This window comes from Mesorhizobium sp. M0293 (genome assembly GCF_040321735.1).
In the GTDB taxonomy this organism is placed as follows: Bacteria; Pseudomonadota; Alphaproteobacteria; order Rhizobiales; family Rhizobiaceae; genus Mesorhizobium.
Genome location: NZ_JAMYSA010000001.1, coordinates 79,105 through 99,366, shown reverse-complemented (window position 1 = coordinate 99,366; position 20,262 = coordinate 79,105). Strand labels below are relative to the sequence as shown.

The window sequence follows — 20,262 nt, the reverse complement described above, 5'->3', positions numbered from 1 at the left end:
CTGAATTCTCAGCCTGCCGCGCGCAGCCAGACCTTGTTGTCGTGGAAGGCAGCACCGCCATAGGGCGCGGGCGCATCGGCGCCGGTCAGCACGTTGATGCCTTCGCCGCGCTCATGCGCGCTGTTTGGCCAGATGCCTTCGGCGATGACGACGCCGCGCTTGAGACCGTCGAAGAGTTTTGCGTGCAGCACGACCTCGCCACGCTGATTGCCGACCTCGACGCGGTCTCCGTCGGCCAGCCCATGCGCCGCGGCATCGTCGGGGTGCAGGAGGAGTTCCGGGCGACCTTCCCTGGCCTTCGACACCGGTGTCTCCGAAAAGGTCGAATTGAGGAAGTTGCGTGCCGGCGACGTCGTCAGCCGGAACGGATGTGCTTCGTCGGCGACCTCGATCAGGTCGACATGGTCGGGGAATTCCGGCAGCAGCGCCACCGGGCCGAACAGGCCCATGCTTTTCGGTGGCCGGTTGGGCGCCGCCTGCCCGGTCCAGTCGGCGCGGAAGCGGAATTTTCCGTCCGTATGGCCAAATCCCTTGATGAAATGCGCGGTGTCGAAATCCGGCTGCAGGTCGACCCACTTGTCTTCCTTCAAGCTGTCGAAGCTGCCCAGCCCGCGCTTGCCAAGGATGATGTCGATATGCTGCTGCTCGGTGAGACCAAAACCCGGACGGTCGGCGACGCCGAGGCGCTCAGCCAATTCCTCGATGACGAAATGGTTGGTGCGCGGCCCTTCCGGCGGCTCGATCAGCTTGGGGCCGAGCGTTATGTGCTGGTTGCCGCCACCCTTGTAGACGTCGTCATGTTCAAGGAACATCGTCGCCGGCAGCACGACATCGGCAAGCTTGGCCGTGTCGGTCATGAATTGCTCATGCACGCAGGTGAATAGATCGTCGCGCATAAAACCTTGCTTCACCAGCCGTTGTTCTGGCGCCACATTCACCGGGTTGGTGTTCTGGATCAGCATCGCCGTCAACGGCGGGCCGCCATAAAGCGCGTCGCTGGCGCCGGTCAGCACCGGGCCGATGCGCGAATGGTCGAGATGACGGATCGAGGGATCGCGCATCCTGGTGCCTTCCAGCACATCCTGGTTGAGCTTGAAGATGCCGGAATTGGAATGGAAGGCGCCGCCGCCCTCATATCGCCAGCTGCCGGTGACAGCCGCGATGCACGACGCGGCATGCATGTTGACGGCGCCATTGCGCTGGCGCGCGAAACCATAGCCGAGGCGGAAATAGGTTTTCTTGGTCGTGCCGACGAGGCGGGCGAAGGCCTCGATCTCGGCGACCGTCAAGCCGGTGATACCAGCCGCCCACTCCGGCGTGCGCGTCTTGAGATGCTCTTCCAGCCCTTTCGGGTCGTCGGTGTATTTTTCGAGATAGGCGCGGTCAGCGAGGCCGTCGCGAAACAGCACATGCATGACAGCACACGCCAGCGCGCCATCGGTGCCTGGCTTCAACACCAGGCCGAGATCCGCCTGCTTCATCGTCGCGTTCTCGTAGACATCAATGACAACGATCTTCGCGCCGCGCTCCTTGCGCGCCTTGACGGCGTGGGTCATGACGTTGACTTGGGTGACCACGGCGTTGGTGCCCCAGATCACCACGCAGTCGGATTTCGCCATCTCGCGGGGATCGGGGCCACGCAGCGCGCCGGCCCCCATCATCCAGCCGGTCCAGGCCAGGTTGGTGCAGATCGAACCGAAGAAGCCGGAATACTTTTTCGCGTGGCGTAGCCGGTCGATGCCGTCACGCTGCACCAGCCCCATCGTGCCGGCATAATAGTAGGGCCAGACTGTCTCCGAGCCGTATTTTTCCTCGGCCGCGATGAATTTCTCGGCGACGAGGTCGAGTGCTGCCTCCCAGCTCGCTTCCTTCCAGGCGCCGTCGCCCTTGGCGCCGGCGCGGATCAGCGGCTTCAGCAAACGGTCGGGATGATGGACGCGGTCAGCGTAACGGGCAACCTTGGCGCAGACGACACCGGCAGTATAGCTGTTGGACTTGGCGCCATGGACGCGGCCGATGCGATTGCCGTCGAGCAGTTCGACCTCGAGCGCGCAGGTCGAGGGGCAGTCATGCGGACAGGCCGAATGGCCGATGCGGAGCTTGGCGTGCTGGTTCATGGCATTTGTCTAGCGGGTTTGGGGGGCGGCGTGTAGGGCCAGATGATTAGCTAATCTCCCCCCACGTGGGGGAGATTACGCACTCACTCCGCCGTGCCTTCCTCGTATTCGGCAGACATGCTGAGCCATTTTTCCTCGTGGCCGGCCAGCGTCTGGGCCAGTTGCGAGCGCTCCTTGGCCAGCCGCGTCGCCGTCGAGGGATCCTTTTCGTAGACGGCCGGATTGGACAGTTCGTCCTCGATGCCGTCGATACGCTTGCGGATGCGGTCCATCAGCGCTTCGGTGGCACGGATTTCCTTGGCCAGCGGTTCGAAGGCGGCGCGGCGCGCCGCTGCATCGCGGCGGCGATCGGCTTTTGACGCCTTGTCGGCCTCACGCTTGCCGCGGCGGTCGCCGGACACGCCGGTGACCAGCGTCTTATAGTCCTCGAGGTCGCCATCATACGGGCTGACGGCACCATCCTTGACCAGCCAAAGCCGGTCGGCGGTCGCTTCGAGCAGATGGCGGTCGTGCGAGATCAGGATGACGGCGCCAGGAAATTCGTTCAGCGCATGGATCAGCGATTCGCGGCTGTCGATGTCGAGATGGTTGGTTGGTTCGTCGAGGATGAACAGGTTGGGGCCTTCGAAGGCCGACAGCCCCATCAACAACCGCGCCTTCTCGCCGCCCGACAAATCCTTGGCGGCGGTGTTCATCTTCTCGGTAGTCAGGCCGAACTGGGCAACGCGGCCGCGCACCTTCGATTCCGGGGCCTCCGGCATCAGCCGGCGGACATGCTCATAGGCGTTCTCTTCCGGCCTGAGATCGTCGAGCTGATGCTGGGCAAAGATCGCCACCTTCAGCCCGGGCGCCACCGTCATGGTGCCGCTCTCCTGCTTGAGCCGGCCGGACAGCAATTTGGCGAAGGTCGACTTGCCGTTGCCGTTGGCGCCGAGCAGTGCGATGCGGTCGTCGGCGTCGATGCGCAATGTCATCTTCTTGAGAATCGGCTGCCCCTCGGTGTAGCCGACATTGACGTTGTTCAGGGCCACGATCGGCGAGGCCACCGTCTTCACCGGTTCGGGGAACGAGAACGGCCGCACCGAATCGTTCACGATGGCCGCGATCGGCTTCATCTTCTCCAGCGCCTTGATGCGCGACTGTGCCTGTCTCGCCTTGGAGGCCTTGGCACGGAAGCGTTCAACGAAGGATTCCATGTGCTTGCGGGCGGCTTCCTGCTTGACCCGGCCCTTCTCCTGCAACTCCTTCTGCTCGGTATACTGGCGCTCGAACTGGTCGTAGCCACCACGCCAGAAAGTCAGCTTCTTCTGGTCGAGATGGACGATGGAGTTGACGGCGCGGTTGAGCAGATCGCGATCATGCGAGATCAAAAGCACAGTGTGCGGGTATTTCGAAACATAGTTTTCCAGCCACAGCGTGCCTTCGAGATCGAGATAGTTGGTCGGTTCGTCGAGCAGCAGAAGGTCGGGTTCGGCAAACAGCACCGCGGCAAGTGCCACGCGCATGCGCCAGCCGCCGGAGAAGGACGAGGCCGGACGCCTTTGCGCTGCGTCATCGAAGCCAAGGCCGGCGAGAATGGTGGCGGCGCGGGATTCGGCTGAGTGGGCGTCGATATCGGCCAGCCGCATATGGATGTCGGCGATGCGGTGCGGATCGGTCGCCGTCTTTTCCTCTTCGAGCAGCGCCGAGCGTTCGAGATCGGCCTTGAGCACAATCTCGATCAACGGATCCTCGGTGCCCGGCGCTTCCTGCGCCACCTGGCCGATGCGGGTGCTCTTCGGCAGGCTGATCGAGCCTGTCTCGGACGGGAAATCGCCGGTGATGGCCTTGAACAGCGTCGTCTTGCCGGTGCCGTTGCGGCCGACAAGGCCGGCCTTGGTGCCGGCCGGCAAGGTCAGCGAGGCATGGTCGAGAAGCAGGCGTCCGGCCATCCGGAGCGAAAGGTCGTTGATGATCAGCATGGCCGCGCTTTTGCACCGGACATCAACGCTTCGCAAGACCTTGTGGGCCAGTTGGCCGCACAAGGCCTCGAAACGACGCCCGCGAGAACGCCGTCAAGCAGTCGATCAGTGGCTCGCCTACCGACCAGGCAGCGCTTCAGGCAGTCGCCTTGCGCTTCGCTTTGGTAACGGCGGCCGGCACTGCTGCCGGCTTGCGGCCAAGTCCTGTCGACTTTGCCAGAGCCGACCGTGTCGCCGAGTAGTTTGGCGCAACCATCGGATAGTCCGGCGGCAGGCCCCATTTGGCCCGGTAGTCGTCCGGGCTCAGGCCGTAGTCGGTCCGCAGGTGCCGCTTGAGCGACTTGAATTTCTTTCCGTCGTCAAGGCAGATGATGTAGTCGGGGAACACCGACTTCTTCGGATTGACTGCCGGAACAAGGTTTGGGGTTTCCGCGACAGCCGCACCAGCGAGCTTGCGGACCGAAGCGCTGACGCTGGCAATCAACTCGGGCAGACCGGAAGCCGGAAGCGGATTGTTGCCTACATAGGCCGAGACAATATCGGCCGTCAGCTCGATAACGGTCTTATCATCGATATTTGACAATTCTTTCACCCTATTTGCGACAATATCCTCCACCCCAGCGAAGACTTATGTCGATGTATCTCTTTACCCGCGTCCCCCAACGGACCGCCAAGTCTCAACAAGGAATCAAGAATCGGCAGAAATAGCTTTCATGCGAAATCGACGCTGTGCAAATTAGAAAATCTAATACTTCGAACCAGCAGACTTCGCGTCAGGGCTATCGGTCAATATCTCCAGAATACGCTTCCAGCGGGCGCAACGCCCGAAATCCTTCTGTTCTATCGCTTTTTCGGCCTTCATCGCGGCGTAAAGCGGCGCCTCGGCGCCAAATTCCTTGATCAGCCAATGCGCTTCCTGAATGGCCAGGCGTTCATTTTCGTCAAACATGGTTTTCGGCCTCCGAACGTTCCACACCGACCGCGACGCAACTGCCGATGACGAGGACGGCTCCGACGATGGCCGTCATCGTCAGCCGTTCACCGGACAGGGTCAGCAGCAGGGTTGAAGCGATCGGCGTGAGATAGGCCACGACCGCGACCTTGCCGCTGCCTTCGAGCTTCAAGGCGCGCGACCAGAAATAGTAACCCAACCCCATCGGACCGGCGCCGAGATAGAGGCCGAGAGCCAGGTCCGTGCCGACGGGCCAGGTGAAACCGTCGTGAACGCACCACAGAAACGTCAAGGCGACACCGATCAGCGCCGATGGCAGCAATAGGCGTTCCGGTGAGGTGACAACCCGTCCCACCATGATCGAATAGAAGGCCATGCACAGTGCGGATCCGAATGCGGTGAGATAACCGACGAGATCGCCCTGGAGCCAAGATTGGTTACGCCCTCCCGAAATCACCAATGCAACGCCAACGAAGCCCACCACCGCGGCAAGGCCCAGCAGTACCGGGCGCTGCGGATTTTCCAGGGCGATGACCGCCGCCGCGACCATCAACGGCCAGGTGTAGGCCACCAGATTGGCCTCGATAACCGGCATCGAAGCGAAGGCCATGTATTGCAGCACCATGGTGCCGACGAGGCCGATGAAGCCGACGCCGAGAGGCATGAGCGCGGCCCCGGCCGCGACCGGCGCGGCGCTTTCCCGGCTCATCAACCGGATAGCGGCGAAGACGAGTGCGGCGCCTGCAAATTGCAGGAACTGCACCTGCGACACCGGGTGGCTGGCCAGCAGGGATTTGCCGACCAGCGCGTTGGTCGACCACAGAGCCACCGCGCCGGCAGCGAAGGCCAGCGCGGATATCGAGCCTGATCCATGCCGAAAGGTCCGGCATAGGGCTCTATCTCTATGTCTGATCATGATCCCGCCCGAAAACCGGCTCCCACCTTTCGGGATCGTGGCTCGTTACCACGATTCCCTGGCTCCGCCCGGAACCGGCGCGGCGGCGGCGGCGGGCACGGGATGCTCTGCCTCGAACCGGCGATAGGCCGGCAGCTGGTTGGTCCAGACATCTTCGGCCAGTTCGTTGACCCACTCACGGTCGTGGTCGTTGTCGGCGGCGAGATAGAACATGCGGTTGTCGTCGACATAGGGTTTGGCCACCGAGCGCTGGTTGAGCACCAGCGTGACGCGCTCACCGAACCGGATCGGGGCGGTGCGATGCAGGACGCCCAGGAACTGCCCGAGCGTCGCGTAGTTCATCTTGTGATCGATGCGCATGACACGGTTGCGTGGGATCTCACGGCCGGATTCGAGGATGGCGCGGCCGGTTTCGGAGTCGTCGCAGTAGATTTCGAGGTGGCCGCCGACCAGCGGATTGCTGATCGACAGTGGAATGAGTTCGGTGACAGGAACGCCATCGCAATGCCATTCCACGGCGCCGTCCTTGGGGTTCATGAAGGTGACCGTCGAGCCGACGATCGACAGCGGATAAGGCTCCAGCTTGGTGCCCATCATGTCGGACAGCCGCTCCAGGCGCAGCTTGTCATGCAGCAATTCCTTGATCTCGGGGATGAAACGGTCTGCCCCGGTGATGAAGGTCAGATCGAGGTGCTTGTGCACGGCATGGCTGGCCTTGAGCTTCAGAGCAGCCTCCTCGATCGCGGCGAGCAGTGCCGGGTCATAGCCGTGTAGATATTGCGCGACCCCGAAACTCGACACTTTCCAGGCGGTTTCATGGCCGATGATGGCCTCGCGACTCATCGCATAACGCAGTTCGGGAATGGTATGGGCGTTCATTGTACTTCTCCAGGATGGGGGCAACACTTGGTAAACAGTCGATTAAATTAGCCCCCCCTGTAAAATTAGGAATGCTGGTGCTAGTGTAAGCCCAGCTTAAGGTCGAAACCGTGCGTCTGCTCAGTCAGGTCAACCTCAATTCGCTGAAAATCGTCGAGAGTGCTGCGCGGCACGGGAATTTCACGCGCGCCGGCGAAGAACAATTTATCACCGCTTCAGCGGTCAGCCAGCGCGTCAAAAGCCTAGAGGATCAGCTGCGATTCAAGATATTCCAGCGCGGCGGCAATGCGGTGTCGCTGACGCCGGAGGGCGAGACCTATGTCTCGCGCGTTCGCGAGGCGCTGGAGAGAATCGTCGCCGCCAGCATGGAAGCGACCGGGCAATCCCAGGAACATGTGTTGAAGATATCAGTGCTGCCGACCTTTGCGGCACGCTGGCTGTTTCCGCGCCTGCCGCTGTTCCAGCAGCGATATCCGGATATCGTGATGCGGGTCTCGACCTCCTACGCGACGCATGAGTTCACGACCTCCGAGTTCGATCTTGAAATCCGCTATGGCGACGGTCACTTTCACGGGCTGCAATCCAATCTGCTGTTTCGCGAAGACCTGACACCGGTGTGCAGCCGCAAGCTGTTTCATGAAGTTCTCGCCGACAAGCAGCTGTCGAAGGTGACGCCGGACGATCTTAGGCACTTCACGCTGCTGCATTCCGATACCTGCACCCAGAACTGGCAATCCTGGCTTGGTTTCGCCGGTGCCAGCTTCGTGCTCAGCGAGACCAAAAGCATCTATTTCGACTCGTGCATGATGTCCTACGAGGCAGCCAATTCCGGGATGGGCTTTGCGGTGGCCAACCGCGCCTATATGGCCAGCGATATCCGCGCCGAAAGGCTTGTGGCGCCATTCGCCGTCCACCATCCAAACACGGCTGGCTGGTATTTTGTCTCTCCCCCAAAGAGCCTTGCCACACGCAAGGTGCTGCTGTTCAAGCACTGGGTGATGGCGGAAGCGGCTATAACGCAGCGCCAGCTGGACAGTGAAATCAGCAGCGAGGCTGCGATGGCTGTCTGAATTTCGGGCAAGCATTGGTTGTCTGCCGACGAGATACGACCGGCAATAGGCAAGTTGAGAGCCATCGGTTAATGTACGCCCAATCCATACAGCCCGCCTTGGTCGGTGTGATTGTAGAACTCGTGCCGCTTCAGCAGGACCATTCGTCGGGGCTTCTGAGCGCGGCGGCGGATGGTGCGCTGTGGAACCTGAAGACCACCGTGATCCCCGGGCCAGATACGATCGATGGTTATGTGGCCAACGCCCTGGCTGGACGACAGGCCGGCACTGTCATGCCTTATGCAATCATGCAATCGTCAAGCGCAGCACGGGACTGATCTGCGGAAGTACGCGGTTTTGGAAGATCGATCGAGCGGATAAAAAGCTGGAGATAGGGCATAGCTGGCTCAGCAGCTCGGTTCAGCGGTCCGGGGTCAATACCGAGGCGAAGTATCTTCTCCTGATCCATGCATTCGAGGTCATGGGATATGTCCGTGTGCAATTCACCACGGACGAACTGAACCACGCGTCGAGGGCAGCCATTCTGCGAATTGGGGCCAAGCAGGAAGGGATCGTTCGCAATGAGCGGATCATGCCGGACGGACGGAAGCGCAATTCCGTCCGGTTCAGCATCATCGATTCCGAGTGGCCTGACGTAAAGACGATGCTGCAGCACAAAATGCAGCGATAAGTGAGCTGGCCCTCAACCTTCGGACTCACAACCGCCAAACATCGCGGAGATCAGGCGAAAGCCCTGCCCTCCTCGGTGCGCTGGAAGAGCATCAGATCCAACCCCAGGCTTGGCTTGCCCAGCATGGTTAGAATGGCATGCGCCTGGCCGCGATGGTGGGTCTGGTGATTGAAGACATGGTCCAGCGCCGGCGCCAGCCTTTGCGAGACCGTGCGCATGTCCGAGACGGTCATATAGGTGAAGCGGCCCGTCAACGCCTTGTCATTGAGGCCGCCGACCCAATCGATGATCCTCCTGTCCTCGGCTTCACGCGCCATCCGCAGGCCGGGCAAACCACGATGCAGGATGGCGTCCAGCGTCGTCGGCGCGTCGCCCTCTCCCGTGAAGCGCTTCATCCAGATGCGGTCGGCTGTCAGCAGGTGGTTGAGCGTGCCCATCATCGAGCCGAAAAAGGCGCCGACATTGCGATTGAATTCCTCTTCGTCGAGTTCGGCGGCGGCATCATAGATGCGGCCATTGGCCCATTGATTATAGGCCGCAAACATCATGAAATGCTGTCTCATGGCTTCCCCTCGGCTCGCGTCGATGCGGGGCCTACCTAACCCGTGAGGGGGCCGCCGCCAATGACCATTCTGCTCTATGACCTCGTCGGACGCGACACCACACGTCCGTTCAGCCCGCATTGCTGGAAGGTGGCGATGGCGCTTGCCCACAAGGGGCTCGACATATCAACCGCGTCGACGCGCTTTCTCGAAGTGCCCGCTGTCGAAGGCGGCGTTTCGAAAACCGTTCCTGTGATCCGCGACGGCGAGATGGTCGTCGCGGATTCCTTCGCCATCGCGCTCTATCTCGATGAAGCCTATCCGGATCGGCCGACGCTGTTTGGCGGTGAAGGCGGCAAGGCGATGGCGCGCTTCATCGAACGCTGGTCGCAACTGACCATCCATCCCTATGTGACCACCGCCGCGATCATCGACCTGCATGCCATGCAGGACGCGGAGAACGCCGCCTATTTCCGCCAGAGTCGGGAACAGCGCCTCGGCAAGCGGCTGGAAGACGTGATGGCAGCCCGGGAGGCCGGGCTCGGCAACTTCAGGGCCTCGCTGGAACCCTTGCGTTCAACGCTCGGCTATCAGCCTTTCATCGGCGGTGCGTCGCCGCTGTTTGCCGACTATATCGTCTTCGGCGCGCTGCAATGGGCGCGCATAGCCTCGCCCTACCAATTGCTCGACGACGGCGACGTGGTGGCGCAATGGTTCGCCCGCTGCCTCGACCTGCATGGCGGGCTGGGACGACAGGTGGCCGCGGCAGCGTGACGCCGCAACGCCTGCCCTTGCCGCAAGGCAGTAGGTGGGCCGTCAATGTCCTGCAAGAAAGCTCAGCAGCGAGGAGATAGCCAGGCTTTACTTGGCCGGCGCCTTCTTTGGCTTGCTGGCCTTCGTGGCAGCCTTTGCTTCCTTGGGGGCGGCTTTTGCCTTGCCGGCCACTGCTGCCTTCCTGGTTGGCTTTTTGGCTGCCGACTTCCCCGCGGCATCCTCCTGATCGACATCGGCTGCCGCCTGATGCCAATGGCGCTCATGATGTCCAGCCGGCTGTCCCTCTTGCAGCCAGATCTGATGCGCGCGATTGCGAATGCGTTCCTGACGATCGTCTGCCATGGTCGTGTTGTCTCCATGCGGGCCGACTTCAGCGCGGCGCCGACAGTTGACTATAGCAAGCAAAGCATTGCTGTGCAGCCATCCGATCTCGCCTCCGCCTGACCTTGTCGACACAAGCCTTGCATAGAAACACGCACCGTTTCGGCCCTTCGCTATCGCTGCCGCCCTTCGGGCGTTCAAACCCTTTGAAAGGTCCAATGGACCTTTCAATCCGCCCGAAGGCGGACCGGGCTTTCACCGTTCGTCACTCCGAAAGCCAAGTAATTGGCTTTCCGTCCGCTTCGCAGACCGCTCCTCACCCCCTTGGCCTCCCCCTTTGGCCTCACCCCTTGGCAATGGGCCGGACGGCTTGTATAGAGCCCGCCACTCTCAATTCCATTCTCAGACAAGGACGACCCATGGCGCTCGAACGCACATTTTCCATGATCAAGCCGGACGCAACCCGGCGCAACCTCACCGGCGCCATCACCAAGATGCTGGAAGAGGCCGGCCTGCGCGTCATCGCCTCGCGCCGGGTCTGGATGAGCCGCCGCGAAGCTGAAGGCTTTTATGCCGTCCACAAGGATCGCCCGTTCTTCGGCGAGCTGGTGGAGTTCATGTCGTCGGCACCGACAGTCGTGCAGGTGCTGGAAGGCGAGAACGCCATTGCCCGCAACCGCGAAGTGATGGGCGCCACCAACCCGGCCAACGCCGCCGAAGGTACCATCCGCAAGGTGCATGCGCTGTCGATCGGCGAGAATTCGGTGCACGGCTCCGATGCGCCGGAGACCGCGGCAGAAGAGATCAAGTACTGGTTCTCGGACACCCAGATCGTCGGCTGAGCCGATCGTCCAGATCTTGGATCACATGAAAAAGGCCGGCGTTTCGCCGGCCTTTTTCATGGCCGAACGGTCAGGCCTCGCGTGCGAATTGCATGTACTAGGATGAGACATGGAGCGTATATAGCCGACAATGGAGCGGACCACAGCATGACCAGTGCCATTCCGGGTTTCTTCCAAGGCACCGAGATGCCGAACAGCGGCTGGTGGGAGGCGCTTTGGCCCGACCCCGCCGCCGTGCTTTCGGCAACGGGGATCAAGCCAGGTATGGAGGTGATCGATCTGTGCTGCGGCGACGGCTGGTTCACGCTGCCGATGGCCAGGGCAGCCCGCCATGTCGTCGCCATCGATATCGACGCCGATCTGCTCGAAGCCGCCAAACACCGGTTGACCGAAAGCGGCGCGACGAATTGCGACTTTGTCGCAGGCGATGCCTATGAGCTTGCAAGGCTGGCGCCTCGACCGGCCGATTTCATCTTCCTGGCCAACGCCTTTCACGGCGTTCCGGACCGGCCGCGTCTGGCGCGCGCGGTGCGGGCAGCACTCGGTCCGGGCGGACGTTTCGCCGTTGTCAACTGGCACCAGCGTCCGCGCGAAACAACGATCGTCCAGGGCGAGCCCCGCGGACCGAGGACCGAATTGAGGCTATCGCCGGAGCAGACCGTAGCGGCCGCCGAAGCGGGTGGTCTCAGGCTTGCCGACCTGGTCGAGGTGCCTCCCTATCACTACGGCGCCGTGTTCGAATAGACTACGGCTTGAGAGGCCCGCCGGCCCCAGCGGCGGGGTTCTGGTCACTTCGCCTGACGATCTTTTACGTTCGCATGGGCGTTCGCCGCTGCCGTGTCGGTGGCTGGCGTCTGGGTATCGTCGCCGGTAAATGGACTACCCTGCCCAGGCGCGAGATCGCCGCTGTGGCCGGCCTTGTTAGTCGTGAAGGCATGGCCATCGGCACTGAGGCCATGCTGAAGGGCATTGACCAGATGGTCGTCCGCCGTCGCGAGGTCGGTAAGAGCAAGGAGCGATACGCCTGTGGCAGCAAGGATAAGCGCGTGCGTTTTCATCTCTGGACTCCCTTTGAGTTAAGCCAGAACGAGCCGCAGCAGGTCTGGCGGCTTCGATGAAGGGATATTCGAAAATATCCCTTTTGCCTCACCCGCCCTGTCTGGGAGAAACGCTTCTCTTGCCCGAATTATTCCGGAAAAGTTGTGGCGTTCCAAATACCCGCCAGAGCGGTTCACCGTTTCACGGAAACGCCGAACTGCCCTATCTCTTTGTTTTGACGCAATTCCCAAGGGAAAGCGCTATTCGCTTTTCCCGGGAAACCGTTTCACACTTTTCCTGGAATTGCGCTAACTCGCGGCGCTGAGGCGCAGGATCTCGCGGCCATCCTTGTCTGATATGACGAGCTTGCCGGCATCGACACTGTATGACGCAGCCTTGGCCAATGCATCGAACAGCGCCTTTTCCTCGGCCATCACCTCGGGAGCGCAGGCCTTGTAGGTCGAGCCGATATCGCTGATCGCGATCGCCTGGCCGTCGACCTTGGCGGTGGCGAAATAGGTGTTGCAGGGGCCGCTGCCGCCTGCCTTGCCGGCCTCGCTGACCGTGAACGTCGCTTGCGGCGCGGTGATGGCGCCGATGCCGTCGACATAGTCGACCAGCCAAACCTGACCAAAGAAGGAAGCCGTCGGCTCAGTGCTCGGCGTGACCATCTTCAGCATGACGGTCTGCGGCACGTCGGTCAGCGGATCGACCTGATGGCGCATATCGGAGATGAAGACGAGCTTGTCGTCGACGGTGATGCGGGCTTGCAACGCGTAAGTCATCCGCGGCCGGATGACGGAGGGATCGAATTTGATCTCGAAGCTGATCGGCACCTGGCCGGCCGGCTTCACTTTCTGCTCGCCGATGATCGTGGCCGGCGCATCGGCCAGCGACACGTCGGCAAGTTGGACGGAGAGCACGGCACTGGGCGGCAAGGCGATGCGCTCGCGATAGATCACCTCGCCTCTCACGACCTTTTCAGCGGCAACAGAGGGTTCCGGCACGGCCAATATGCCGACGACCAGAGGCACGAAACCGAAGACGAAGAACTCCGCGATCCTGTCCAGCATGACCATCTCCCTGCCCAGGCTGACCAACGCCTAGGGCTGATCAACCGCGGTCAATTGGCCAAAGGATTGCGGTCAATGCATGGCTGCGGCCGAATTTTATTCGGTCGGTTTCCAGCGCTGCGCGGCACTGGCGTCGGCTTCCTTGGCCTCGACCCAACCACCCTCGGAGCCATCGGTGCGATGCTCCTTCTTCCAGAACGGCGCGCGCGATTTCAAATAGTCCATGAGAAAGTTCGCCGCCTCGAATGCCGCCTGGCGATGTGCCGAGGCGGCTACCACCAGCACGATGTTGTCGCCGGGCGCTATCTTGCCGTGGCGATGGATGGCGGTGAGGCCTTGCAGGGGCCAGCGCTGAACCGCTTCAGCCGCGATGCGGGCGATCTCGGCCTCCGCCATGCCGGGATAGTGTTCGAGTTCAAGCGCCGAAAGCGCGCCCTGCTCGTCGCGGCAAAGGCCGGAGAAGGTCACCACTGCGCCGATATCGGCGCGGCCTTGCGTCAGTCTGGCGATCTCGGCGGCGACGTCGAAATCCTGCGCCTGAATTCGCACGACAGGTACGACCGTGCCGGTCATGTCAGCCCCCGGTCATCGGCGGGAACAACGCAATCTCGCGCGCGCCTGCTATCTTCTCGCGGTGCTCGACATGTTCCTGGTTGATGGCGACGCGGATCACGTCGGGATATTGCAGCGCGTGCTCGTAGCCCTCGCCGCGCGATTTCAGCCAGCGCAGGAGATCGGCGACCGTCTCGATGCCAGCAGGCAAGTCGACGTCTTCCTCAGGCATGCCGATGCGTTCGCGCACCCAGGCAAAGTAGATGAGCCGGGTCGTCATCTCACTCGTCCATGATGTGCTTGAGGCCGGCGCGGAAATAGTCGTAGCCCGTGTAGAGCGTAACCAACGCGGCGATCCACAGCAGCACCAGCCCGGTCTGGGTGGTCAGCGGGAAGATCTTGTCGCCAGCCGGCCCGGCCAGCAGGAAGGCGATGGCGACCATCTGGATCGCGGTCTTCCATTTTGCCAGCTGCGTCACTGGCACCGAGACCTTGAGCGCCGCCAGATACTCGCGCAGGCCCGAGACGAGGATTTCGCGGCACAGGATGATGATCGCCGCCCACAGCGACCAACCGGCAATGCCGGCATGGCGATCGGTGTCGGCTGCCAGCAGCAACAGGCAGGTAGCGACCAGCAATTTGTCGGCGATCGGGTCAAGCATCTTGCCGATATTGGAGGTCTGCTGCCAGGCGCGCGCCAGGTAGCCATCCAGATAATCGGTGATCGAGGCGAGCAGGAAGATGACCAGCGCCGACCAGCGGGCAAAATCGCTCGACTTCAGGTGCCCTTCGAGAAAAAAGCACAGCACCACCAGCGGCACCGCGATGATGCGGGCATAGGTGAGCATGTTGGGCAGGTTGAACGCGCGCTTGGCCATATCTCGGGGAACTCTTTTTGCCTGCGTACTCAAATCAGATGCGAATGTAGGGGGTCAACAGGCGAGAATCGATTGGCCAGATGAAAATAGCATCCTGGCTGTCAGCTCTCATGGAAATGATTGTAGACCAGTTTCGCCACCTGCTCGGAAATGCCGTCGACTTTGCGCAGATCCTCGATCGCGGCGCGGCTGACCGCCTTGGCGGTGCCGAAGGCCAGTAGCAGCGCTCGTTTGCGGCCCGGACCGATACCGCTGATCTCGTCGAGCGGACTCTTGACCATCTCCTTCTTGCGGCGCGCACGGTGCGAGCCGATGGCGAAACGGTGGACCTCGTCGCGCAGGCGCTGGACGAAATAGAGCACGGGATCGCGCACGGGGAGCGAAAAGGAGTCCCTGCCTCTGACGAAGAAACGCTCACGGCCGGCATCGCGGTCCTGGCCCTTGGCGATGCCGATCGCCACCACCCGGTCCTCGATGCCGAGATCCGATAGGATCTTGCGCACCGCTGTCATCTGGCCCTGGCCGCCGTCGATCAGGATGACATCGGGCCAGGCCGGGAAGTTGCCGGAAATATCGTCTTCGATATCATCGCCCGCTTCGGCTGCTATCGCCTCGCCTGCCACCGCATCGTCGGCAACGGCAACATCGCCATGTTCCTTGAGAAGCCGCGAAAACCGCCGCTCCATCACCTCGCGCATCATGCCAAAATCGTCGCCAGGCGTGATCTCGGTCGAGCGGATGTTGAATTTTCTGTACTGGTTCTTCACAAACCCTTCCGGCCCGGCGACCACCATGGCGCCGACCGCATTGGTGCCCATGATATGCGAATTGTCATAGACTTCGATGCGCACCGGCGGCTTGGCCAGGCCGAAGGTTTCGGCGAAACCGGCAAGCAGACGTCCTTGGGTGGAGGTTTCGGCCAGCCGCCTGCCCAGCGCCTCACGGGCATTCTGCAGCGCGTTGTCGGTCAGGTCCTTCTTCTCGCCGCGCTGCGGCACCGAGATCGCCACCTTGCGGCCGGCGCGGGTCGAGAGCGCCTCGGCCAGCAATTCCTGGTCCTCGACGCCATGCGACAGAAGAATGTTCCGCGGCGTGGGCTTGTCGTCATAGAACTGCGCCAGGAACGAGCCCAACACCTCCGCCGCTTCCAGCGTCGGGTCGGCCTTGGGGAAATAGGCGCGGTTGCCCCAGTTCTGACCGGTGCGGAAGAAGAACACCTGGATACAGACCTGGCCGCCTTCCTGATGGATGGCAAAGACATCGGCCTCGTCGACGGTCGCCGGATTGATGCCCTGGTGGCTCTGCACATGCGACAGCGCGGCCAGTCGATCACGATAGATCGCGGCGCGCTCGAAATCGAGAGCTTCAGACGCCTGCTGCATGGCGGCCGAGATTTCCGTCTTCACCTTCTGGCTGCGACCGGACAAGAAGTCCTTCGCTTCGCCGACCAGCTTGGCGTAGTCCTGGTGCGAGATCTCTCCGGTGCAGGGGCCAGCGCAGCGCTTGATCTGATAAAGCAGGCACGGCCGCGTGCGGTTCTCGTAAAAAGAGTTGGTGCAACTCCTGAGCAAAAAGGCGCGCTGCAGCGAGTTGATGGTGCGGCCGACGGCGCCGGCCGAAGCGAAGGGGCCGAAATAGTCGCCTTTGCGCGAGCGCGCGCCGCGATGTTTGTAGATGCCGGGCGAGACATGATCGCCGGTCAAAAGAATATAGGGAAACGACTTGTCGTCGCGCATCAGAACATTGAATCGCGGCCGCAAGCGCTTGATAAGATTGGCTTCGAGCAGCAGCGCTTCGATCTCGGTGCGGGTGACGACGAATTCCATCGTCGATGTCTCGCGCACCATGCGGCCGATGCGGGTGGTGTGGAAGCGGCCTTGCGCATAGTTGGTGACGCGCTTCTTCAGGCTGCGCGCCTTGCCGACATAAAGCACGTCGCCGGCAGCGTTCATCATGCGGTAGACGCCGGGCGCGTTGGGCAGCCGCTTGACCAGCGTCTGGATCACCTCGGCACCGACCATGCCTTCGGCGTCGCCTGCATGCGGCGTCCAGTCGATGGCGGTGAAGGCGACATCGGGACCGGCAGGTTCCACGACCTCCTCGGCTGCCTCGTCCTCGAGGTCGATATCGGGGGGCAGATCGTCGGCGCCGCCGCGCGGCTTGTTTTTGTGATCCAAAGGACTCATTCCGTCATGCCTGTCACATCGGGCGTCTGCCATGCAAGATGCTGGCCGCCATCGAGCGCGATCATCTGGCCGGTGACTGAGCGCGCGTTCCAGAGATAACGGATTGTGGCGCCGAATTCCGGCAATTCCGGGCCGCGCTTGAGGATCAAGCCATCGACTTGGGCGGCAAAATCGCTGTCGTCCTGGCGTGTGTTCTTCAAGGTCGGCCCCGGACCGATGGCGTTGACGCGGATGCGGGGACCGAGCGCCTGCGCCATCATCTGCGTCGCCGTCCACAGCGTCGACTTGGACAGCGCATAGGAGAAATAGCGCGGCGTCGGCCGCCAGACGCGCTGGTCGATGATGTTGATGATCAAGCCCTCCTGCCCTGCCGGCAACGCCCGGGCGAAATTCTGCGCCAGCAGCGCCGGAGCCTTCACATGCACGGCAAAGTGCCGATCCCAGGCCCGCCAGTCGAAATCCAGAACCGAATCGTCCACGAACAGCGACGCATTGTTGACCAGCAACGAGACCGGTCCGAGCGCTGCTCCCGCCTGCCCGACGAGGTCGCCGACAGCGTCCATATCGGTCAGGTCGGCGGCGATCACGGCGGCGCGGCCACCGCTGGCGATGATTGCGGCAGCCAAGGCATCGGCCTCGATGTGAGAGCGGTTGCAATGGATGGCGACGGCAAAACCATGCGCGGCGAGATCCTCGACGATTGCCCTGCCGATCCGTCTGGCCCCACCCGTCACCAGTGCCGTGGCCGTGGCTTTGCTCATAGGGTGTCAATCCTCATTTTCGGCCCAAAAAACGGTGCCGGCGAAATATGGCCCGGCATGCGTTAAATGGCGTTCGCACCTTGGGCAGCATTGTGGCGAAACGACCTTTCCGGCGTCCCGACTCGCCTTGGACTCAAAGCCGCCGGACCGGAATATAGGACGCTGGACTCCTTGTACCAAGCGGCGTGCAGCGCAGCACGGGACGGCTCCTGCCATTTCGCTGTTGCGAAGATGCAACGTCAAGGTTCTGCCTCATTCGTGCCGGGGAATGACCCAAGTTCAGGTTCGCTTCAGCCGCATTTTGACACGACATTTGGAACCGACGAACGCCAGATCCGTTTCACCCCCCGGACGGGTTGATGGCGATCGTGAGAAAAAAGCCTGTGTCCTGTGGCTTAAGGAGTAAAGAACAATGCAAGCCAATTTCAAATTCGCACGGCCGCTGGCCGTGGCGCTCGGGCTCTTCGCCCTCAGCGGAACTGCCTATGCCGCGGACGTCGTCCAGGAAGAGCCGCCGGCACCCGCGCCAATTGCTGAGCTTCCCGGCGCCTCGTGGGCCGGCCCCTATGCCGGTCTGAACGTCGGCTATGGCTTCAGCGGCCGTACGAAGGAAAAGGATTTCGGCGTTGAGACCGATACCAAGGGTTTCGTCGGCAGCGTCTTCGGCGGCTACCAGTGGCAGCAGGAGAACTTCGTTTACGGTGCTGAAGCCGAACTCGGCTACAACGGCGTGAAGGGTGACGATAACGGCATCGACTCCAAGGCCGGCTTCGAAGGCTCGCTGCGTGCCCGTCTCGGCTACGCTGTGACCCCGGAAATCCTGCTCTACGGCACCGGCGGTCTCGCCGGCAGAAGCCTGAAGGTGGAAGATAGCGTCCTTGGCGCCAGCGATACCGCAACCATGATCGGCTGGACCGCCGGCCTCGGCACCGACATCAAGCTGACCGACAATGTCTTCGGCCGTGTCGAGTACCGCTACACCGACTTCGGCAGCAAAAGCTTCGATGGTATCGGCAAGGTCAAGGCCACCGACAACCGCGTCACCTTCGGCGTCGGTATGAAGTTCTAAGTCGTTCAAGCCACGACACGAAAAAGCCGGGCCTCGCGCCCGGCTTTTTTTGTGCCGGAATGATCACCCAGGAGACCGAGGCGATCACCGGGGTGATCAAGTGGATCAGCCGGGAATGCAGGGTTTCAGTTCTGGAAACTTCTCGTCGAAGCGCGCTGCCCACCGTATCAGCCGGGCGCGGCCCTTTTCCCATTTTCCGGCGAAGCGCAGCGAGAGATAGCCAAGGCAGGCGCGCAGCGCCATCTGGCCGGCAGTGATCTTCTTCGGCAGCTTCGGCGGGTTGGCGTTGAGCAGATCGAGTGCCGCCGTGATCTTTCCCCATTGGCGGTCGAGCCAGGGCTGATAGACCATCTCCTCAGGCCGCGTGCGCCGTTCATAGACCATCGACAGCGCACAGTCGCATATGCCGTCCGCCAACGCCTCCAGCACTTCCGCCTCAAGCCGCTTGTCGGGATTGCGCGGAAAAAGCGCGTTCTTCGCCAAACGGTTGAGGTGCTGGGTGATAGCGCGGCTGTCATGGATGGAGCGGCCGTCATCGAGCACCAGAACCGGAATTTTGCCGAGCGGGTTGGCGATCATCAAGTCGGCTGGCTTCTCCTCGGTCTTGATCGGCACCAAATCGACGGCGATGCCGGCATAGGCTGCTGCCATTCGTACTTTGGAACTGTAGGGAGAAGACGACGCGTAGAGCAGCTTCGGCATGGATCGGTTTCCTGTTTTGCAGGCGGGCAGTGTTGACCGATCGGGCGCGATGGGGCAATGGCCACAACCGGAAAACCCCAGCCACCAGCGAGCGGCGGGTTCGGCAAGTCGGCGGCCTGCAGTCTTCCGTTATCACGCGATATGCATACGCCAACAGTGCAACATCGGGCTGAAGCGCGTCCGCGTCGACACGGATTCAATCCATGTCGTGGCCCCAACCGGAGCCACTTTTGAGCGACATGCGCTAGCGTCGTTGACCGGGATCGTTTAGCGAGCATTCCATGACGATGGTGCGTTCATCACCATAGTAGCTGTCTCGAACTGCCTTGAATCCAAGCCCGGCGTAAAATGGCTCTGCGGTAACCGAGGACGGCACGGTCAGCACCGTAACCCCGCCGGCGTGCGCCGCTTCCTCGACCTCCGCCATAAGTCGTTTACCGATACCACGGCCTTGCAGTTCAGGATCCACGAAGACGGATCGAACAATACTTCCATCTAGGCTGGCTGTTCCAACGATCCTGCCACGCACGACCGCGACAGAAACCCTTCGCTTCCTCAAAAGCGCCAAGACAGCGGATGGGCTGAAGCTCTGTTCCACGCGAGCGATGATGTCTTGCGAATAGTCTTTCGCATTGGTCTGTCGCAAAGCTGCCAGGATCACGCGGCTCACGGCTTCCGCATCGTCCTCGTTTGCTCTGCGAATTGTGAGTTCCAACGTCACCTCACCACCCACGCAGCCGGCCCGAATTCCCTGTGGCGCAGACACTGGCGGCACGCGGATCAGGCGGTCGACGACAAAGGCTGAGAGGCCTCGCGCCTGGATTTGATCCGCCAGCGATGACGCGGACAAAGCCCCACCGGACTTCGCCCTGTGGCGAAGTCCTGGGAACTGCGAAAAGATATCCTCCGTCCGCCTCTGTTCTCGCCTTCCGAATGCCGAAGCAACAGCGGGGCGCCTG

23 protein-coding genes are annotated in these 20,262 nt (G+C 61.8%); 6 read left to right on the top strand and 17 right to left on the bottom strand.

Annotated elements, in window-relative coordinates:
* Positions 1-8 precede the first annotated feature (8 nt).
* The 6 genes from NKJ06_RS00500 to NKJ06_RS00475 all read right to left on the bottom strand — a co-directional run bounded on the left by NKJ06_RS00500 (position 9) and on the right by NKJ06_RS00475 (position 6,825).
* Entirely contained in the window at positions 9-2,117 is a 2,109-nt protein-coding gene (locus tag NKJ06_RS00500; protein ID WP_352627106.1) for a molybdopterin-containing oxidoreductase family protein, read from the bottom strand.
* 83 nt (positions 2,118-2,200) lie between these two features.
* The gene (locus NKJ06_RS00495; protein WP_352627104.1) at positions 2,201-4,078 is read right to left on the bottom strand and encodes an ABC-F family ATP-binding cassette domain-containing protein; all 1,878 of its coding nucleotides are present in this window, start codon (positions 4,076-4,078) and stop codon (positions 2,201-2,203) included.
* Positions 4,079-4,214: 136 nt separating this feature from the next.
* Positions 4,215-4,661 (bottom strand): Ros/MucR family transcriptional regulator, encoded by a 447-nt coding sequence (locus NKJ06_RS00490; RefSeq protein WP_352627102.1) that lies wholly within the window; start codon positions 4,659-4,661, stop codon positions 4,215-4,217.
* 162 nt (positions 4,662-4,823) lie between these two features.
* Positions 4,824-5,027: a hypothetical protein gene (locus NKJ06_RS00485; protein WP_352627101.1), complete on the bottom strand. Its 204-nt coding sequence runs from the start codon at positions 5,025-5,027 to the stop codon at positions 4,824-4,826.
* Positions 5,020-5,946, bottom strand: a complete 927-nt coding sequence (locus tag NKJ06_RS00480; RefSeq protein ID WP_352627099.1) for a DMT family transporter — start codon at positions 5,944-5,946, stop codon at positions 5,020-5,022. The genes NKJ06_RS00485 and NKJ06_RS00480 overlap by 8 nt, the downstream gene beginning before the upstream one ends.
* 45 nt (positions 5,947-5,991) lie before the next feature.
* A complete protein-coding gene (locus NKJ06_RS00475) occupies positions 5,992-6,825 on the bottom strand; it encodes a hypothetical protein (RefSeq protein ID WP_352627098.1) in 834 nt (277 codons plus the stop codon).
* A gap of 110 nt (positions 6,826-6,935) precedes the next feature.
* Here NKJ06_RS00475 and NKJ06_RS00470 point away from each other — a divergent pair, with 110 nt between their 5' ends.
* Positions 6,936-7,895: a LysR substrate-binding domain-containing protein gene (locus NKJ06_RS00470; protein WP_352627096.1), complete on the top strand. Its 960-nt coding sequence runs from the start codon at positions 6,936-6,938 to the stop codon at positions 7,893-7,895.
* A 181-nt stretch (positions 7,896-8,076) separates the two neighbouring features.
* Entirely contained in the window at positions 8,077-8,565 is a 489-nt protein-coding gene (locus NKJ06_RS00465) for a GNAT family N-acetyltransferase (protein ID WP_352808508.1), read from the top strand.
* Between the two features lie 50 nt (positions 8,566-8,615).
* Here the strand turns inward: NKJ06_RS00465 and NKJ06_RS00460 are convergent, their stop codons facing one another.
* Entirely contained in the window at positions 8,616-9,128 is a 513-nt protein-coding gene (locus NKJ06_RS00460; RefSeq protein WP_352627093.1) for a DinB family protein, read from the bottom strand.
* Positions 9,129-9,188: 60 nt separating this feature from the next.
* Between NKJ06_RS00460 and NKJ06_RS00455 the strand changes: the two genes are divergently transcribed.
* A complete protein-coding gene (locus NKJ06_RS00455) occupies positions 9,189-9,881 on the top strand; it encodes a glutathione S-transferase family protein (protein ID WP_352627091.1) in 693 nt (230 codons plus the stop codon).
* A gap of 87 nt (positions 9,882-9,968) precedes the next feature.
* Here the strand turns inward: NKJ06_RS00455 and NKJ06_RS00450 are convergent, their stop codons facing one another.
* Positions 9,969-10,223: a DUF2934 domain-containing protein gene (locus NKJ06_RS00450; protein WP_352627089.1), complete on the bottom strand. Its 255-nt coding sequence runs from the start codon at positions 10,221-10,223 to the stop codon at positions 9,969-9,971.
* A 398-nt stretch (positions 10,224-10,621) separates the two neighbouring features.
* On the opposite strand from NKJ06_RS00450, the gene ndk reads away from it, so the two are divergent.
* Both ndk and NKJ06_RS00440 read left to right on the top strand, forming a co-directional pair.
* Entirely contained in the window at positions 10,622-11,044 is a 423-nt protein-coding gene (gene ndk / locus NKJ06_RS00445; protein WP_352627087.1) for a nucleoside-diphosphate kinase, read from the top strand.
* 147 nt (positions 11,045-11,191) lie between these two features.
* Positions 11,192-11,788 (top strand): class I SAM-dependent methyltransferase, encoded by a 597-nt coding sequence (locus NKJ06_RS00440; protein WP_352808504.1) that lies wholly within the window; start codon positions 11,192-11,194, stop codon positions 11,786-11,788.
* A 44-nt stretch (positions 11,789-11,832) separates the two neighbouring features.
* Here NKJ06_RS00440 and NKJ06_RS00435 read toward each other — a convergent pair whose 3' ends face one another.
* The 7 genes from NKJ06_RS00435 to NKJ06_RS00405 form a co-directional block, all read right to left on the bottom strand.
* Positions 11,833-12,102, bottom strand: coding sequence for a hypothetical protein (locus tag NKJ06_RS00435; protein WP_352627083.1), 270 nt, complete (start codon positions 12,100-12,102; stop codon positions 11,833-11,835).
* 288 nt (positions 12,103-12,390) lie between these two features.
* Entirely contained in the window at positions 12,391-13,155 is a 765-nt protein-coding gene (locus NKJ06_RS00430; protein ID WP_352627082.1) for a YbaY family lipoprotein, read from the bottom strand.
* 96 nt (positions 13,156-13,251) lie between these two features.
* Entirely contained in the window at positions 13,252-13,728 is a 477-nt protein-coding gene (locus NKJ06_RS00425; protein WP_352627080.1) for a molybdenum cofactor biosynthesis protein MoaE, read from the bottom strand.
* Position 13,729: 1 nt separating this feature from the next.
* Positions 13,730-13,987, bottom strand: a complete 258-nt coding sequence (moaD, locus tag NKJ06_RS00420) for a molybdopterin converting factor subunit 1 (protein WP_013532479.1) — start codon at positions 13,985-13,987, stop codon at positions 13,730-13,732.
* A gap of 1 nt (position 13,988) precedes the next feature.
* Positions 13,989-14,585 carry a CDP-diacylglycerol--glycerol-3-phosphate 3-phosphatidyltransferase gene (gene pgsA / locus NKJ06_RS00415; RefSeq protein WP_352627078.1) on the bottom strand — a complete coding sequence of 199 codons (597 nt, stop codon included), beginning with the start codon at positions 14,583-14,585 and terminating at the stop codon, positions 13,989-13,991.
* Between the two features lie 101 nt (positions 14,586-14,686).
* On the bottom strand, positions 14,687-16,771 hold the full coding sequence (gene uvrC, locus NKJ06_RS00410; protein WP_352627077.1) for an excinuclease ABC subunit UvrC: 2,085 nt from the start codon (positions 16,769-16,771) through the stop codon (positions 14,687-14,689).
* On the bottom strand, positions 16,768-17,532 hold the full coding sequence (locus tag NKJ06_RS00405) for an SDR family oxidoreductase (RefSeq protein ID WP_352627075.1): 765 nt from the start codon (positions 17,530-17,532) through the stop codon (positions 16,768-16,770). The genes uvrC and NKJ06_RS00405 overlap by 4 nt, the downstream gene beginning before the upstream one ends.
* 412 nt (positions 17,533-17,944) lie before the next feature.
* Between NKJ06_RS00405 and NKJ06_RS00400 the strand changes: the two genes are divergently transcribed.
* Positions 17,945-18,601, top strand: a complete 657-nt coding sequence (locus NKJ06_RS00400) for an outer membrane protein (RefSeq protein WP_352808501.1) — start codon at positions 17,945-17,947, stop codon at positions 18,599-18,601.
* 105 nt (positions 18,602-18,706) lie between these two features.
* Here NKJ06_RS00400 and NKJ06_RS00395 read toward each other — a convergent pair whose 3' ends face one another.
* Both NKJ06_RS00395 and NKJ06_RS00390 read right to left on the bottom strand, forming a co-directional pair.
* Entirely contained in the window at positions 18,707-19,303 is a 597-nt protein-coding gene (locus NKJ06_RS00395) for a glutathione S-transferase family protein (RefSeq protein ID WP_352627072.1), read from the bottom strand.
* Positions 19,304-19,547: 244 nt separating this feature from the next.
* Complete coding sequence (locus tag NKJ06_RS00390) at positions 19,548-20,153, bottom strand: GNAT family N-acetyltransferase (protein WP_352627070.1); 606 nt, start codon at positions 20,151-20,153, stop codon at positions 19,548-19,550.
* Positions 20,154-20,262: the final 109 nt, after the last annotated feature.